This is a genomic window from Mesorhizobium sp. WSM3224 (assembly GCF_000427725.1).
GTDB lineage: Bacteria > Pseudomonadota > Alphaproteobacteria > Rhizobiales > Rhizobiaceae > Mesorhizobium.
The window spans coordinates 131787-148205 of sequence record NZ_ATYO01000013.1 but is presented as its reverse complement, the minus strand read 5'-3'; the positions used below and the strand labels follow the sequence as shown (position 1 = coordinate 148205).

The window sequence follows — 16419 nt, the reverse complement described above, 5'->3', positions numbered from 1 at the left end:
GTCGTGAGACCGGGGACAATCGGTCCGCACCCCGAAGGGGCTGAAACGAAGTGGAAGACGGCGACGCGAGGCTTTCTTGGATCGCGAGGAATGGACGCGCAGCGGCCAGGGGAAGAAAACGCAGCGCCGGCGTTGCGGGAAGACGATCGAGACTGAGCGCAGCGAAGGCGGTCTTCGGTCAGACCCAATCCATTCGAGGACGCTGTGGGCGTGGCTTGGCGCAAACGGAGGGAACACCACGATGCTACGATGGATCACGGCCAGTATCGTCCGCGCCGTAACGCTGCTCCGTTCCTGTCAAAGAACAGGCCTCAAACACCAGGAGAGTGTGGTCCCTCGTCCAACAGGTGAAAAGGTACGTCCCGATCCTCTTCATCTTTGGCCTATCCGCCATCGAGTTTCGAAGACGACCAACTAACTGCTGATAGCATCGACTTCCAAGCCGCCAACCCTCGTGACGGTTCGCATCCCAGATTTACGGACGTGCGCCCGGTTCGGAGCGAACGCGTTGACACTGAATCACACCTGATACCCCAGCATGGCGGAATGATCCCACTACACTGACCACTCACGCATGGTGATGCATTGTCGGGAAAGGGACGCACGAAGGCGCCCGACGTCGAGATGCGCCGGGTGGGTACGTGGCGGTCGCGCCGGGACGCTTTTCGCCCTGGTAGACATCATCAGCGTTCCAACACTTCCAAAACTCGTGCTGTCGAGGTGTCCGGCCGCGCCATTGGCGCGGCCGAAAATTCTTGGAGAATAGGCAGGAGCCGCACGGCGCCCCCTGCCCGCGCACTTCACTCGGCGGCGACGTTGAAGGCCTCGGCTTCTTTGGCCGTGTCTGGCTGAGCGGATTTCGTGTCCAGCTCGGATACGTCCACCGATCTGGCATCTGCTGCCTCGTCCCGCCTTTCAACGGATATCGCAGGTGGCTCTGTGCGCAGAACCGCAGGCAGCCATCCGGTGCCGGCGAGCAACTGCTCGGCGGCTTGCGCCATTGGCTGCCTTTTCAGGTCCGACAGCCTCTCTGCCGCCTCTTCGCTGGCAGCTTCCCGCACGGCGTCGAGGATATGCGCCTTGGTGATGCGCCCGAGATACGTCCGGGCGGTTGGCCTCCAATGTGCCGTCATGTCGAGGTTGACGGCTGTCGCCAGCCGGTTCGCAGTCTCGTGGGCGCGCGGCTTGCGCTCCCAAGGCTGCTTTACGGCATTGACAGTGAGCGAGGCGCAATGAGCGAACAACGCCATGACGCTGGCATGGTCGAGTGAGGCGATGAAGCCCCACAGCTCAACCACATTGCCAGGCATGTCCGCAGCCCACTCAGCGTGTCGGTCCGCCAGTGCCTTGCCTGCCGCCGTGTCCTCGATGCCATCTGCGTGCCCGGCGAGATACACGCTGGTTGGGCGGATTTCGAGGCAGTGGGCATCCGTGCCTCGGTAGAAGGTCTGCGCCGCAAGCGCATGGGTGACCGCGACAAGGGCGATGTCCGGCTGCTCGCCAAGCGCAAGGCGAAGCCCAAGCGTCCGGTGAGCGGTCAGGTCGCGAACGAGAAGATCGGACAGCGGCTTGCCATCGTCCTCCGCTTCTTCATCGTTCGCAGCATCGGAATCCGAATCGCTGCCGGCTTCGATGATCTCGCCATCGTCGTTGACGGCGTAGCCTTCGCTGCCTTGCAGCGTCACTGCTTCCGGTTCCGGCAACTCATCCTCGGCACGAATGAAGCCACGTTCGATGCGTGCCGATCCGTCATGGGCAAGCACAACAAACACGCCACCACGCGCTACAAGATCAGGATCGAAGGCGTGACGCAGCGCGTCGATGCGCTCGATCTCGGCCTCAAGCCTGCCAAAATGCTGATCGACATCGCCCGGTAATTCCTCGGCGCTATTCCATTCTTCTGTGAGCCGATTGAATTCGTCGGATGCAGCCGCATGGGCGGCTTTGTCTTCCTCCGACAAATCCACCGGCTGCGGGTATGTGCGGCGCAGGCCGTGTGCATGCGGATAGTCGATATGGACGTCCGCCCATTTCCAACCTTCGGCTTGCCTGACTTTTTCCGAGACGCCCTGCAGTTTCTCGATCACCAAGCGGTCGAGCAAAGCCGCATCCTCGTAGAAGCCGCCACGATCATCGGTGAACAGGTCGCGCAGGATGGCGCCACCAGCTTCCATGTAGGCTTCCGCGCCGATGAAGACGGCTCGCCGGTCGTTCGCTGCAACATTCGTCCGCGTCAATTCGCGGCGGATGATGTAGGGCTCTCGGTTGTAGGTGAGGGTTTCGAAAACGTGCTCCTGCCGGGCGTGGTCGTCGGTGATGGCAAAGGCCATCAGTTGGTCGAGCGTCAGCCCCTCCTCGCGATAGACCTGCATCAGCTTGGGGCTGACCGCGCCAAGCCGGAGACGCTGCCGCACGACATGCGGGGTGATGCCGAAGCGGGCTGCGATTTCCTCAGTACCCCATCCGCGTTCCTCATGAAGCTCCCTGAACGCCTCAAACTGATCTGCGGGGTGCATATCCTCGCGGGTGATGTTCTCGTCAAGGCTGATCTCGTGCGCATCGTTCACGGTGTCAACTACGCAGCGGATAGGCTCGGTCTTCTTGATCTGCTTGCGCTTCACGCGCAGCAATTGCGCCAGCCTGCGGCCTTCGCCGATGCTGACAAAATAGAAGCCTGTTTCTGCTCCCTCGCCGTCAAGCTCCGGCTCTACCACAAGGTTTTGCAGGATGCCTTTGGCGGCGATGCTCGCGGCATAGGCTTCGATGATCGCTCCGCTATGCGGGGTCTTGCGCGCATTGCGGGGCGACTTTTTAAGCTTGTTCAGGGGAATGAAAACCTCCGTGCCGCTCTCGCCGGCCGTTGCGGTCTTCGCACTCGTTTCAATGGTCGTCATGGTTCTAGTCCTTTCCCGTTAAATGCCGAAGGCATGCCCCTCGGCATGCCTTCCGGGGGCGCGTGAGCGCGCGGCAGAGAGGGGGGCGAATGCCGGCGAGCGGAGCTGGGCTGCGTGCCGAGCGGGGCGGGTCGGATCAGGTCAGAAGGTGATTGTTAAGTGCCGCCTTGCGAGCAGGCGGCCCAGCTCTGCGCAGGCGGAATTCGTGGGGGAGAGATGGCCAAGACCATCTTTCCCCTAAAATGTTGGGGTGCCATCTTGCTTGGCCCCATGATGGCCGTGAGTATTTGTCCAGAGGTCGCTGAACCTCTAGAACACGAAGGTCTTCTTGGTCAGAGCCTTCACCGGATAGACCAAGATCAAAATGTTGAACGTCGTATCGAAGGCCTCGGCGATGCACTCGTGCGCCTGACCGTTCCGGTCAGTCATCGAAACGGTGGTTGGCCGTGTCACACGCCTGCCTAACGGCAGTACGCGTCCCAGAGAATGATCGAGTGTGATCACCTGTTCCGAGGGTTGGCCGAATTGCTGTCGGAATAGCGGGGAGGTCTCAATTCTGCGAACGTCCGCACGCGCCCCAGCCCGTTCGCAAAAAGTTATGGGCTCGAGCACGTAGACCGCGCAGGCCCGGTGATTGGATCGGACATATTCGCGGCACGACGCGTAAATTGATGCGCCAAACTCTTTGGCCAGCTTCATTGGCGTCTTGATACCGAACTCGTGATCCGCAGCCATCGTGCTGAAGCCGTCTCCCTGAAAGAGGACGAAGCTGGCAAAGTTGTTGGCCTCGCGCTCAAACAGATCGGAGATGTCTGGGGCGAGGGTTTTTTCGCAGTCTTGGAAAAAGCGGAAGAGTTTTCGGTGCGTGGGAATCTCGTGGTGGCCGGTCTCATGCAGCTTCAGAAAATTCTGCTTTGATTCATGCACTGTGTGGTCAATGTGGATCAGGGATTCGTCAGCATCCAGAATGCCGAACGTCTTGGAGATCGCCGATTTGATGGCGCGTGCCACTCGCTCCGTTTTGCCGACAAGATAGTCCATGATTCGGCGCGGATCGAAGGCGCTCGCGGGAGCGACCTTAATCTTAGCCGCCTCAAGAATGGCCGGGATCGGAGTGGGGAAGACGCCCCAGCCGGAAGCGCGGTCGAGGGCGCGCCGTGCAGTCGCCTGCACGGCGCGCAATTGCTCGGGATCGAGGCTGCTATCGTCCGCTTTGGCCACCGGGTTTCTTCTTGCTGCTTCGAAGATAGCCGAGGAATTTAACGAGTTCCGCTTCTTCCTCGGCGGTCAAATTATGGTCGGCAAAAGTTGCGACCCGCCCATGCCGCTGCTCTGCACCGACACGCGACCGCGTCGGGAAGACGAAGCCGGCGCGTTCCATCAGGTTTTCGTAGCTCACCGCATACACCTCGGCGAGAGCATGCAGCACGTTCGGGCTCGGTTTTTTGATCAGATCATTCTCGATCTGGCTTAAGTATGCGTTCGACACAACTTTGTCGGTCGCTTTCTCAACATCGCGCTGCGAGAGATCACGGTCCTCGCGGATTGAAGCGAGATATTGTCCCAGCGTGAGCCCGATATCCGCTCCCACGCTTTTCTTAGCCATGGCAGTTCTCCTTCAAAGGCATTGATTCATCTGAATATTTTAGTCGTCTGTGCAAAGAATGTCAAGCACGCAAAGAAAATGCTTGATGTTCTTTGCATGCCACCCTATCTTATCAGTCAGGCGCCGGCGTCGGGCTGGAGCCGAAGCTGAACGAAATGGTGATCCCAATGGAAAATGTAGTGACCGGTGGCGAAAGCCACCAGACCCAGCCCCAGGCCTCGCGTGGCCCTGGTCCGGATGGGCAGTTCTTCACCCACGTGAATGGCGCAACGGTAACGTTCAAGGAGCCGACGCCGAAGGGCGAACATATCCTGGACAAGTCCGGCCTGAAGCCCGCGGGCGATTATGTGCTGATCCAGCTTCTGCGCCACAGCAGCCGGTCGGTGGGTCTGGACGAAACGGTGGATCTTCGCATGGAGGGCACGGAAGAGTTTCGTGCGTTCAAGAGCGACCGCATCTTCCGCTTTACCCTTAACGGTCACGGCTATGAATGGGGCGTCAGCGCCATTCCCGAGCCGGAACTGCGCCTCATTGCCCATGTTCATGGCGACGAGGTGCTGGTTCTGGAACGCGACGGCAAAGACATCGATCTTGGCCCGAACGATGTGCTCGATCTCGGCAAGGCCGGCACCGAGCATCTCTACACCGAAAAGCGGCTCATCACCGTCTTCTTCGAAAACGACCCGCGCGAAATTCCTCGCGGCACCTATTCGACCGCGCAGCTCAAGCAGCTGTTCGGGGTGCAGGACGGTTACGTCCTCGAATACATCAATGATGAGGGCCACCTCACGCCGCTGAAGCCGGAAGGCAAGCTCCGGGTGAAAGAGGGCATGAAGTTCTTCGAGCAGGTGCCGTGCGGGGGGTCGTCGTGAGCGACACCGGCAACAACTTCGCCAATGTCACGGCGATGCACCGGGAGGCCGTTCTCCTGAAGGAGGGCGGCCAGCCGGTGATCCTGTTGCCGGCCTTTCGCTTTATGGCCGGCGACCAGCCTCATGTGATGGACCTTCTCTTGGTACCGTTCGCGCACTCCGGCTACATCACGCGGCTGTTCTTTGAACGTGTAATCCAAAGCAAGGGCGCTAACTGGAAAGAGCACCGTGTGGTCGAGCGAAACTGGTGGGCGCCTTCCTGGAACAACGTGCCCGCCACGATGCCGTGGACCAAGATGCTCAGCGCACACTTGAGGGCTGTGGCATGAATATTCGTTTCAAGATCACAAATGCGCTGCTGAGCACGATCCGAACCGATCTGCACCGGCCACATGCCTTTGCGCATGAGCGCGTCGGCTTCATCGCTGCCGGCCTCGCGGCTGCGCACGACAACCTACTTATTCTTGCCCGCGAATACCGCCCGCTGCACGACGACGAATATCTGGAGGATCGAAGCGTCGGTGCCATGATGAGCGCAGCCGCTATTCGACGCGCGCGCCAATGGGCAATGGATGAACGCGCGGCGATATTTCATGTTCATACACATGGCGGCCGTGGTGTGCCGGGATTTAGCAGCATCGACACGCGTGAGAACGCGAAATTCGTGCCGAATTTCGTGTCGGTCGCGCCCCATGCCGTGCATGGCGCCATCGTGTTGAGCGATACCGCCGCGTTCGGCCAGGTATGGCTCGGCCGCGCTGCCGCTCAACCTTTCATTGCCCGCTTCGCTGAAATTGGCATGCCCCTTCGCCAGTGGAGCGCCGCATGAGCCGCCTTGATCGACAGAGCTTTCTTGGCGCCCAGAGCGACGCCGTCCTCGATGCCGCCACCATTGGCATTGTCGGGCTTGGCGGCGGTGGCTCGCACATTGTGCAGCAAGCCGCGCATATGGGAATAGGCGGCTATGTCAACGCCGATCCGGACATCATTGAGGACACAAACACCAACCGGCTGATCGGTGGCACGCTCGCCGACGTTGCGGTCAGTTTGCCCAAGGTTGCGATTGCCGAACGCCTGATACGCGGACTTCAGCCAAATGCCCGGATCATCTCGATCAAAGACGACTGGCACAACGCCGTCGACGATCTCAAACTTTGCGTCGTCATTCTGGGGGCCGTCGATGGGTTCAAGGAACGCGAGCAGCTTGAGCGCTTTGCGCGCCGGCACTTGATCCCCTACGTCGACATCGGGATGGATGTTCATGACCTTGGCAAGAACGTCTTTCTTGTCAGCGGGCAGGTGATCTTGTCTATGCCGGGCGCACCCTGCATGCGGTGCTGCGGTTTCATCACCGACGAGCGGCTGGAACAGGAAGCGAAACGGTACGGCGCGGCCGGTTCGCGCCCCCAGGTAGTGTGGTCAAACGGTGTCCTCGCATCTACCGCCGTCGGCCTGCTGACGCAGATTTTGACGCCGTGGTATCCGAACCCGCCCAGTTTCGTTTTCCTAGACTATGATGGCAACAAGGGGACGCTTACGCGTAACCCGCGCATGGAACTGCTGAAAAACCATGTCTGCCCGCATCATCCGGCCGACGAGACCGGCGATCCACTCTTCGACATTCGCAAGCAGAAGTTTGCCGCGCGGCCGGTTGCTGCCGCTGCATCACCTCCGCCGCATACGCCGTGGTGGCTGCGTGTCTGGAACAGGTTGCGGAGGCGCGGACACTGATGCGCGCAGGAGGGGATATATTACCGGCTTGTAGCGGGCAATATTCGTCCATACCCAAAGCCATGATTTTGATGGGTAATTTTGATATGTGGACGAATGGAGAATTCGGGATTGAGAATTCGTCCGCTCACCCTTACGGTGACGCGCCCGATCAATTCCCATGCCTTGCGAGTAACATGACCCGAGATAGCAAAAAAAATGGCATCGAAGCCGACTTCCTGCAACTCGCCAGGGTCGCCCTGACCGGCAGGCATCAAGACGTGCATCTTATCTTGCGCCGCGCCGCCAAGCGCTATCATGCTGTGGTGCCGCAGCTCGCTGATGCGCTAACCGCGCTTCTGCATGAATCGCCGTCATCGGCTTCTCCGTTGCGCAAACAGGCAGAAATGCCGCTCCCGGTCGATCTGGACTCCCGGATGCACCTTATACGCGTCGAGGCAGAGCCCATGCTTGACCATGAGCCAGTATTCTCAGCCGAACTCACTGCATCCCTTACACAAGTCATTGAGGAACGCCGTAACGTGCAGGCGTTGAGCCGGGCAGGTCTTGATCCCACACGTGCAGCTCTCTTCCTTGGGCCGCCCGGCGTCGGAAAGACCATGGCGGCGCGTTGGCTCGCGCGCGAACTCAAGCGCCCGCTTCTCATTCTTGACCTTGCGGCGGTGATGAGCAGTCTGCTGGGCCGCACCGGCAGCAATCTTCGCTATGTTCTGGAATATGCCAAGAAGATTGACTGCGTTTTGCTGCTTGACGAATTGGACGCTATCGCCAAACGCCGAGACGATCAGGGCGAAATCGGCGAGTTGAAGCGCCTCGTAACGGTGCTGATCCAACAAATTGACGATTGGCCGTCATCGGGCATTTTGCTCGCAGCCACCAACCATCCAGACCTTCTTGATCCGGCCATCTGGCGCCGCTTCGAGGTGCACATCGCGTTTCCGCTTCCGGACCAGCATGCCATCGAGCGCTTTATCCAAGGCCAACTCCAGCCCCATTTTTCGGCAACATCGGAGTGGAGCCGCCTATTGGCAGTCGCCTTCGCAGGGCGCTCATTCAGCGATATTGAGCGCGAGTTGTCGGCTGCGCGACGCGCTGCGGTGTTGGGGCATGCGCCTCTTGAAGAGAGGCTTGCAGGGTTGCTGACCAACGCCGCGATCCCGAAAACCCGCCGCATCCACCTCGCGGCATCGATTGTCAATCAAGGGCTAGTTTCTCAGCGCAAGGCCCGTGAACTGACCGGAATCTCGCGTGATGCGATACGCACGCGCGCAGCAAAAAAGAAAGCTAAACCTAAGAGCCGGAGCTCGAAAGAGGCCACATGACGAAGCGCAATTTTCTTCTCGGCAAAGGGGAGCGCCTTGTCGAGGATGTTGCCGGGGTCCGTGGTGGTGCCCCTAAAAATCATCCGTACACCTTCACCCAGGCCCGTGATCGTATCGCCCCGATGCTGGCGCGCGCGGTGAGGAGCATTGATCAGTTACCCGACGCGGCATGCCCGAACGACCGCGCTGTTGCAACGGTCACCCTCAATCCCGAATACATCGCTAAGTCGTATTTTCCCGAACGGCTCTTTGAAACTCTGGGGCTTGAGCCTATCGGCAGCCGCCCCCGCCGCATTAAACCCGAGAAGCGCTCCAAAGGGCGCGAGCCGGAAGAAACGATCACGACTGAATTATTCGTCATGGGTCCGCGTTCGGCCTTTCGGGCGTGGCGCTCGTCACTGCCGGGCTGGCAGGAGGAAGCAGCCGGCGCCAAAGATCTGCCGGCTGTCGAGCAAGTGGCGGCGCCGACCATACGAGACAAGATTAAGGGCAGGCTCCCTAATGGAGGGGATGTGGTCTTCGAAGTCGTCCTTCACACTGGCGAAGGTGCAGGAGCAAAGGGCGCTACAACGCAATTCAGGAATTACCTGAAGACAATGGGCATCGATCAGCCGCTGGGTCGTCGATTCGCGGCTGGTGGGTTGTGCTTCGTCGAGCTCGAAGCGCCTGTTGAGCTGGCTGATCGTATCGCAATGTTCACACCGGTCCGTGCGCTTCGGCAGATGCCGGCGCTGCGCATTTTGCGCCCCAGCTTTCGTTCGTCGCGCGTGCCTATGGAAGCATTGCAATTGCCGACCGAGGGACCGCTTGATCCCAGTATCCGGGTCGCCATCTTCGATGGCGGCATTCCCCACGGGCACCCAATCACCAAATGGGTCAAGCCGATTGAGCCGCCGGGAATTGGAAATGCGTACGACGAATTTCAGAAACACGGCGTCGGCGTCAGCTCAGCTTTCTTGTTCGGCCATATCGACCCTTCCAAGGGGCTTAGCCGCCCCTATGCTCCGGTTGACCATTACCGTGTGCTCGACACGATGCCCGGTCAGGACCCACATGAACTCTACGAAGTGCTTGACCGGATCGATCGGGTTCTGGTGGAAAAGAAGTATCAATTCGTCAATCTGAGCATCGGTCCTTATCCGCCCGTCGAGGATGATGACGTGCATGCTTGGACGGCTGTTATCGATGACCGCCTGTCGCGCGGCCAGACGCTTGCGACTATTGCCGTCGGCAACAACGGCCACCTTTCAGCCGAAGACGGGCTGAACCGCATTCAAGTGCCGGCCGACTGCGTCAACGCACTCGCCGTCGGCGCATGCGACAGCCATGAGACGCCTTGGCAGCGCGCCACTTACAGTTCCGTCGGTCCGGGCCGAAGCCCGGGCGTGGTCAAACCTGACTTCGTGGAATTTGGAGGTTGCTTGCAGCGTCCCTTCATCGTTGTTCATGACGGCAAGGCGTTCGCGTTGGAAGCCACGGAAGGCACCTCGTTCGCCGCGCCATCCGTGCTTCGTTTAGGTGCCGGGCTGCGTGCTCATTTTGGCGACACTTTGAGCATGCTGGCGATCCGCGCTCTTCTGGTTCATACGACCGAAGCGGGCGACCACCCCTGCGAAGAGGTTGGGCGTGGCCGCGTAGCACGGTCAGTCGAAGATATCGTTCTTTGCGGCGACGACACCGTGCGCGTCGTCTATCAAGGTACTATTGCGCCGACGCGCTATATCCGTGCGCCCATTCCGCTTCCATCCGAAATCATCCCTGGCAAGGTCGCAATCACCGCCACGCTTTGTTATCCAACTGGCGTCGACCCGCATCATCCGGGCAACTACACCCGTGCCGGACTTGAGCCGACATTCCGTCCGCACGACAAAAAGCGCAAGGACCCCAAACAGGTGCACGCCGACACCAAAAGCTTTTTTGGCAAAACGCAAAGCGGCCTGATGGAAGACGAACTGCGCCGCGACGCGTGGAAGTGGGAAAACTGCTTGCATACGCGGGTATCATTTATGGGCAAGACGCTGCGAAATCCCGTGCTCGATATTCACTACAATGCACGCCAGGGCGGACGTGACTTCGCGCCCAAGGAAGAATTGCCCTACGCGCTCGTGATCAGCGTGCACGCAAAGAACCTTGGTGATCTCTATGACAAGGTTGTGAGAAAATACGCCCAGCAGCTCGAAGCTCTGCGTCCCGTTATTGAAATTCCTGTCACGACTTGAACCAGCCGTACGAGGCGTGATGGCATCACCGATGCTTGGAAATCGCCACACCTATATGGACGGTGGCTCCGGCACCGGTGGACTTATCCATTTCTGCGGGGTGGAATCCCTGCCGGACCTTAAGATCCTTTACCTGAGACCAAGAATCCGTTCGACGCCTTCGACAACCGCTTTCGCCTCATTGCGGCCAACTGGCAGTGCTGTGTGAACAGCCGTGTTCCGCAGTTTCATCCAATTTGAGATTTGGTCTTCGGTCACATTTGTGATGCGATCCAATCGGATTGCCCGGAGAAAGAGTTGCCTCAACGACATGGCCCGTTCGACATTTTCCCACGGTTCTTTCTCGAGGCGTTGACGCAATTCGGCTTCCAATAGCGACATCGCTGCAATCACCGCCGCGCGATACTCTTTCGCGTCGAAAAGGCGCCTTGGCTCGATTTTCTGCACATGGCCCATTTCTTGGGCCAAGTGAGCAAATGTCACTGCAAGTCTCCCCACGAAGTCACTGTCTTCCGACAGGACAACGGGTCGCCTCATATATATAACCCCGCGCAGCGTATCTGGAAGTTCGGTGGATTCCACGACAACAGGAATCACGTGCAATGGCTGGCGGTTGGGACGCGTGGAGACTTCCTTAGCGCGTCCAAGTGCCAAGCCTAATTCAAATTCGGTATTGCGTGTTGTCGCATCCACGACCATCACCGCAGCGCGGTCGATAAGAGTGTCGATCTTGGCGCTCACGCTTTCACCCAAATTGACGACATCAGAGGCCGCCACCGGCACAAAACCCGCGGCTTCAGCGAGAGGGAAGATGTATTGCTTATAGAATGGAAGCACGTCGAGCGGCGTTGCAAACAAACAAAGCCGCGACATCGCATCGCGTGGCAACAAGAGCTGTTCGAGTGGCTTTTCGTCGGTCGGCTTGAGCGTCGGGCCTGCATGTTCACGCCGGTATTCGCGGAGCTCGGCGAAGGCATCTGCCAGCACTTCGCCATAGCGGTCTCGGGTTCCCGGCAGATTGACCACCTTTACGCCACGACGTTCGAACCGGGCGATGTCGCCTGGCCGCGCGTTGACAACGATAGCGTAGGCCATGCGCCGGGTTTTGCCCAACCGGCTTGCGACGACGTGCCAGATCTGACGAAAGTCTGGGTCGTCGAGGCTATAGCCGATGAATACCGCTGTCTTGGTGATAAGCAGGTTGGCGAGATAAGTCGCAATGAGCGGATAGTTTGACAAAAACCCGTCGTAGTCGGCCTCCGTCACCACAAGGCGTTTTGGGTGCCGCAGATCGCCATGCAGTTTGAGTAAAAGTATCCCTGTGGCGCCGATATTGATGGAGAGCTGGTCTTCATCCACCACCGGATGAACCGAACGGTTGTCCTGCCGTTCGAGATCGTATTGCTTCTCCAACAGAAAATCGAAATTGGTCGTGCAAACGATGTCGAACGGAAGAGTACAGAATTCCCTGTGCGCGGGGCCCGGTCGCACCTTGTCGAGATGCAGCAGGTCGGCGAGCCTTTCGATAAGTCGCGTTCGCCCGAACTCATGCTCGTAGGCCGAAATGGCGTCCAGCACGCCGGTCGGTGAATAGTCCTGCAGCTCATCCGCCAAAGATTTGCTGAGATCGCTCCAAAGCGGCATTTTTGCGGGCGGCGGCAGTACTGCGTTAAGGGACATGCCCGCGCCAATGACCGGAAGCCAGCGGCCACTCACGAGATCATCCAGTAATGGCTTTGGGAAATACGAAAGATACTTTGGGGCCACGGCTACCTGCAATTGAGTTGGTGCTGAAAACCAAACCAATAGAACGCAAGCAATTGTCATTAAGCAAGTGCCAATGAAGAATTGGGTCATCCTGCTCCGCAGAACCGGCATCGAGGCGCAGGCGCCCGAAGCCGCTTTGCGTCTTCGCCCTCCGGGTAACGATCCCTAGTCCAGGACGTAAATTTGAATGACTTTTCCGCAGCATTGAGGGCACCCTCTGACCAAAGATGAGCTAGACTAGCGTGCTGCCTTCCTGCGTGATCGTCGCGGCGGTGCGACCTTGTCCTAATAGACATCTTCGCAATGTCACGAGCGAACTGCGCCAGGTGCTCGAGCGGTCGCGCCGGAGTTTCGGAGCATAGCAGAAGAATCTCGGGCGGTGGCGCGGCGGCCAATCCGCGCTATCTGCTTTATTACGCAACTGACCAAACGCGTGGGGCAGCCATGTGCAATGATTACGAGCAGCATATCGCCTGGGCCGAATATTGCCGGATGATGCAATCGCTGGCGCTCGACATTCCCACCCATCAAACTGAACTGGATCTGCCGCAGGCCGATGACATCCGCATCAGTGATCCAGCACCGATCATGCGCGCCGGCGGCGAAACGATCGAACTCGCGCGCATGGCCTTTGCCTTTCCGCCTTCCGGGCCTAAAGGCGGGCCGGTCTTCAACTTCCGCTCGGAAGGGCGAAATTTCTCCAACAGCAAGCGCTGCCTTATTCCAGCATCGGCTTTTTTCGAATTCACCGGCAAGAAGTCTCCAAAGGCTAAGCATCGCTTCACGCTCAACGGCGCGTCGTTCATGGCGATCGCCGGACTGTGGCGCGAGGGCGAAGGCAACAAACCACCGACATTCGCAATGCTGACCACAGAACCCGGGCCTGACGTAGCACCCATCCACAATCGCCAGATTGTCGTGCTGCGTCCGCAAGACTGGGCGGCATGGATTCATCTCACAAAACCGGAGGCTGATCTGCTGACGTGCCTGCCGGCCGGGTCGTTGGCGGTCGAGACCGTTCGGGAAGGGAGCGACTGACTTTGCGCCAACGCCGGCACCCGTCGACCCAAGGTTATGGCGGCAAAACCGTTCACCAGTCCGGTTCTGAGCCTCAGCATCCTACGAAGTGATGCCCGCATGACTGCTTTGCGCCTCGTTTCGGCCGTTCAAGTCTACCCAACCGTTTCTCGAAAGCGGATATTAATGCGCGGCGGCACAAGGGCACGCTCTTCGCGCAGGCTATACTCGGCCGCTTATCGTGGCCTGCAGTTCTTGACAAAAAGGGCGCGTATCATTGTCTGTTTGCACCGTTCAATTTTTCCTCCACCGGTGAGTTGGTCACTTTATGATGGCGGAGCAATCCCCATACTTGCGTAGATGGCCTTTAGCTTCGTCCATGCTGTGTCTAGCATTTCTTTAGCCAGGACCAAGCTATAGCTATAATCATCGTTTGTTGGATTTGTTTTGACGACAAGGCACATCTCACCCTTTGCAATTGTGTGACTGGTGTTACGCCCACATTTTCTTTGTCGTTGTGCCTCTTCGACAGATACGTGAATAAGGATATCTCTGACCTTGGGCATTACGATCCGATCTCCTTTCTAATGGCGTCCCGAACCTGATCGCCGAGCACGTCCAGAGCCTCCAGTGCATCCTCATTGTCGCCGGCGCCGGGCTCCTTCCGGCTACCCGAGCCGATGCCAAGATGCTCGTTAACAGCGGTGTGCAAGAGGCTGGCGACTGCTGCCCGATTGTCGCGGCCAGCGACCGCCTTGATCGCCTTACCGACTTCACGGCCGGCGATCGCATATCCAAGGTCCTTCAGGATGCGGGCAACGACAGAATTCGTGCGCTGCGAAAGCCGCTTGCGGGCTTGAACGCGCCGGCTTTGCGGCTGCACTGGCAGGCTCGCGACCTCGGCCAAATCGGCGCGGTCTTGTTGTTTATTCCGCAAGGTTTCGCGCAGCACTTCTTTCTTGATGAGGTCGCGGAGCCGAATCCCTCCCCCAATTTCGTGGTTGAGCATTTCTTCAAGAACGCGGTCGTCTTCGGGGTCGAGAAACGAGCGGTTGATGAACGATCCAATGATCTCGCTGTCGACTAACATCCCAACGTCGAAGCGACGCGGCTCTCCGCTGCCGTCCCTTTCCGGCTCGTCGTCCTGACCCTGCAGCCATTTTCTGATGAGGGCCTGGTCATCGAAGTCGATCTCACGGAAATCGTCCCAATGGGCATCGGTGTTCAACCCGATGTGAGAGACGACATAAGCGTTGTTATCCTGGTGTTCGGGCTTCGCCTCATGCACGACACGCATCACGCGGCCGACGAATTGGATGTAGGGAGAGAGACTGGCGAAGGGTCGGAAGATCGCGGCGACGCTAAGCGGAGGATGGTCGAAGCCCTCCCCCAGCATCTGCACCTGCACGATGCAATCGAGCTTCCCGCTGCGGAGGTTTTCGATGACCCGGTCCTTTAGCTCGTCAGTCATCTCGCCATAAATTTCCTGCGCTTTCAGCCCGCGCTCTTCGTACAAGGAGCGCACTTGGCGAGCGTGATCGACGGAGCAGGCGACCGCTATAATCTGGTGCCTGAAGCCGGTGCGCTCGCGTAGTTCCCGGAGGTACTTAATGCTCGCGTCAACGATGTGGGCGTTGCATTCCGGCGCCAGCGCGACGCCCCGGCGGAACCAGGCGTTTTCCCGCAATGTCATCACCTCTTCGAGGGTGTGACGACGGGTATCGTCCCTGTATGTGAAATACAGTTCGGAGGGTGCGACGTTGCGCGAATGAATCTGCTTAATGTATCCCTTCACCATCGCTCTGGTATAGGGATAGCGATAGATTACCTTGCCGAGCGGACGTGTGCCATCGCCGCGGAACGGCGTCGCAGTGAGGCTGATGACCTTGGCATTCGGAAATTTCTCGAAGACCTTGGCCCAGCTCGGCGCGACATTATGGTGGCCCTCGTCCACCATGATCATATCGAAATAATTCGGTGGGAACTGCGGCAACCACCTGTCCGCCGAACTGGCGAGCTGATGAATATTTGTGACGACAAATTGGCTGTCATTGCAATCGTGAAGGTTGGCATCGACACCGTCCAAAACAGCACGGAATGGACCAGCTGAGAAATCGTGCAGCACGGCGGTGCGCCGCCAGAAGTTTTTGGGATTCGTGATGTCCAGCGCTTCTGCGACGCCTTTCCTGATCGTCAGATTCGGGGTGATGACGAGTGTCCGTCCCTGCGCAATGCCAAAGGGCAACGTGGCGATGACACCCGTCTTTCCGCAACCAACCGGTATCTGAAGGATCACGGAGTCGTTCGATGCCGCGAAGTGGGTGCGAACTGCCTTATGTGCCCCCTGCTGCGGCTCGCGTACCAAGACGTTTGCCTCGATGTCGGCCGTCAGAGTTTGAAACAGATGGTCATCATTCGAAATCGCTTGCTCGGCCCGCTTATATTCGAGACGAAATGGTTCGAGGTCAGCGCGTCGATAAAAGCGGTAGCCGCTGCCCGGCCGCCTTACGGGTTTCAGCTTCTCGGCGGCATCCCAACGTCGAAGAGTATCCTTTGAGACACCGACATAATCGGCGGCGTCTGCAAGCGATAGAAAATCAGGTCGATCATTCTGCATCTTGCTGCAACATTATGCAACCTTATGCAAATGTCAACAGCTCATCTAGAAGCTAAGATTACCGCTTGGGCGCCTCGCAAGTTCGTGGCCTGGAATACACGGTTGAATGCTCGGGTCCCAACATCGTCGGGATGGATGCAAGCCTGCCATTTCTAAAGAAGATGCACGGAAACGGACAAATGAACCTTTTAAGTGCTTTCGAGCAGATGCAAGATAAGACGGCGACACCCGTGTCGGTCACCGATCGCAACGGTCACGCGCGCGAGCGCCTTGCAGAAGCCTTTGACACGACCTTTAATGTCTTGATCTTGGTCTACCCGGTCTAGGAACTTGGTTCGAGGCAAAAGGCCAGCTAAACGGGTCATCTTAGTTTT

Annotated in this window: 13 protein-coding genes; 8 read left to right on the top strand and 5 right to left on the bottom strand. The window is 58.5% G+C overall.

The genetic code is table 11. The features are described from left to right. Positions 1-800: 800 nt before the first annotated feature. The 3 genes from YU3_RS0121805 to YU3_RS0121795 all read right to left on the bottom strand — a co-directional run bounded on the left by YU3_RS0121805 (position 801) and on the right by YU3_RS0121795 (position 4500). Positions 801-2894, bottom strand: coding sequence for a ParB/RepB/Spo0J family partition protein (locus tag YU3_RS0121805; RefSeq protein WP_084508193.1), 2094 nt, complete (start codon positions 2892-2894; stop codon positions 801-803). A 309-nt stretch (positions 2895-3203) separates the two neighbouring features. Further along, positions 3204-4115, bottom strand: a complete 912-nt coding sequence (locus tag YU3_RS0121800) for an ImmA/IrrE family metallo-endopeptidase (protein ID WP_027168242.1) — start codon at positions 4113-4115, stop codon at positions 3204-3206. Beyond that, positions 4096-4500, bottom strand: a complete 405-nt coding sequence (locus YU3_RS0121795; RefSeq protein ID WP_027168241.1) for a helix-turn-helix transcriptional regulator — start codon at positions 4498-4500, stop codon at positions 4096-4098. The genes YU3_RS0121800 and YU3_RS0121795 overlap by 20 nt, the downstream gene beginning before the upstream one ends. A gap of 179 nt (positions 4501-4679) precedes the next feature. Here YU3_RS0121795 and YU3_RS0121790 point away from each other — a divergent pair, with 179 nt between their 5' ends. From YU3_RS0121790 to YU3_RS0121765, 6 genes are all read left to right on the top strand, one after another. Continuing rightward, the gene (locus YU3_RS0121790; RefSeq protein ID WP_245273594.1) at positions 4680-5372 is read left to right on the top strand and encodes a multiubiquitin domain-containing protein; all 693 of its coding nucleotides are present in this window, start codon (positions 4680-4682) and stop codon (positions 5370-5372) included. Continuing rightward, complete coding sequence (locus tag YU3_RS0121785; protein ID WP_027168239.1) at positions 5369-5701, top strand: hypothetical protein; 333 nt, start codon at positions 5369-5371, stop codon at positions 5699-5701. The genes YU3_RS0121790 and YU3_RS0121785 overlap by 4 nt, the downstream gene beginning before the upstream one ends. Beyond that, positions 5698-6201: a hypothetical protein gene (locus YU3_RS0121780; RefSeq protein WP_027168238.1), complete on the top strand. Its 504-nt coding sequence runs from the start codon at positions 5698-5700 to the stop codon at positions 6199-6201. The genes YU3_RS0121785 and YU3_RS0121780 overlap by 4 nt, the downstream gene beginning before the upstream one ends. Beyond that, positions 6198-7103, top strand: a complete 906-nt coding sequence (locus tag YU3_RS0121775) for a ThiF family adenylyltransferase (RefSeq protein ID WP_036259133.1) — start codon at positions 6198-6200, stop codon at positions 7101-7103. The genes YU3_RS0121780 and YU3_RS0121775 overlap by 4 nt, the downstream gene beginning before the upstream one ends. Positions 7104-7279: 176 nt before the next feature. Continuing rightward, positions 7280-8425 carry an ATP-binding protein gene (locus YU3_RS0121770; RefSeq protein ID WP_027168236.1) on the top strand — a complete coding sequence of 382 codons (1146 nt, stop codon included), beginning with the start codon at positions 7280-7282 and terminating at the stop codon, positions 8423-8425. Then, positions 8422-10644: a S8 family peptidase gene (locus YU3_RS0121765; RefSeq protein WP_027168235.1), complete on the top strand. Its 2223-nt coding sequence runs from the start codon at positions 8422-8424 to the stop codon at positions 10642-10644. The genes YU3_RS0121770 and YU3_RS0121765 overlap by 4 nt, the downstream gene beginning before the upstream one ends. Before the next feature lie 129 nt (positions 10645-10773). Here the strand turns inward: YU3_RS0121765 and YU3_RS0121760 are convergent, their stop codons facing one another. Continuing rightward, the gene (locus YU3_RS0121760) at positions 10774-12501 is read right to left on the bottom strand and encodes an SIR2 family protein (protein WP_245273592.1); all 1728 of its coding nucleotides are present in this window, start codon (positions 12499-12501) and stop codon (positions 10774-10776) included. A 354-nt stretch (positions 12502-12855) separates the two neighbouring features. On the opposite strand from YU3_RS0121760, the gene YU3_RS0121755 reads away from it, so the two are divergent. Further along, positions 12856-13449, top strand: a complete 594-nt coding sequence (locus tag YU3_RS0121755) for an SOS response-associated peptidase family protein (RefSeq protein ID WP_027168233.1) — start codon at positions 12856-12858, stop codon at positions 13447-13449. A gap of 544 nt (positions 13450-13993) precedes the next feature. On the opposite strand, the gene YU3_RS38730 is transcribed toward YU3_RS0121755, so the two are convergent. Then, the gene (locus YU3_RS38730; protein ID WP_051334023.1) at positions 13994-16045 is read right to left on the bottom strand and encodes a DEAD/DEAH box helicase family protein; all 2052 of its coding nucleotides are present in this window, start codon (positions 16043-16045) and stop codon (positions 13994-13996) included. A 65-nt stretch (positions 16046-16110) separates the two neighbouring features. On the opposite strand from YU3_RS38730, the gene YU3_RS37020 reads away from it, so the two are divergent. After that, entirely contained in the window at positions 16111-16371 is a 261-nt protein-coding gene (locus YU3_RS37020) for a hypothetical protein (protein ID WP_036259131.1), read from the top strand. The last annotated feature ends 48 nt before the right edge of the window (positions 16372-16419 follow it).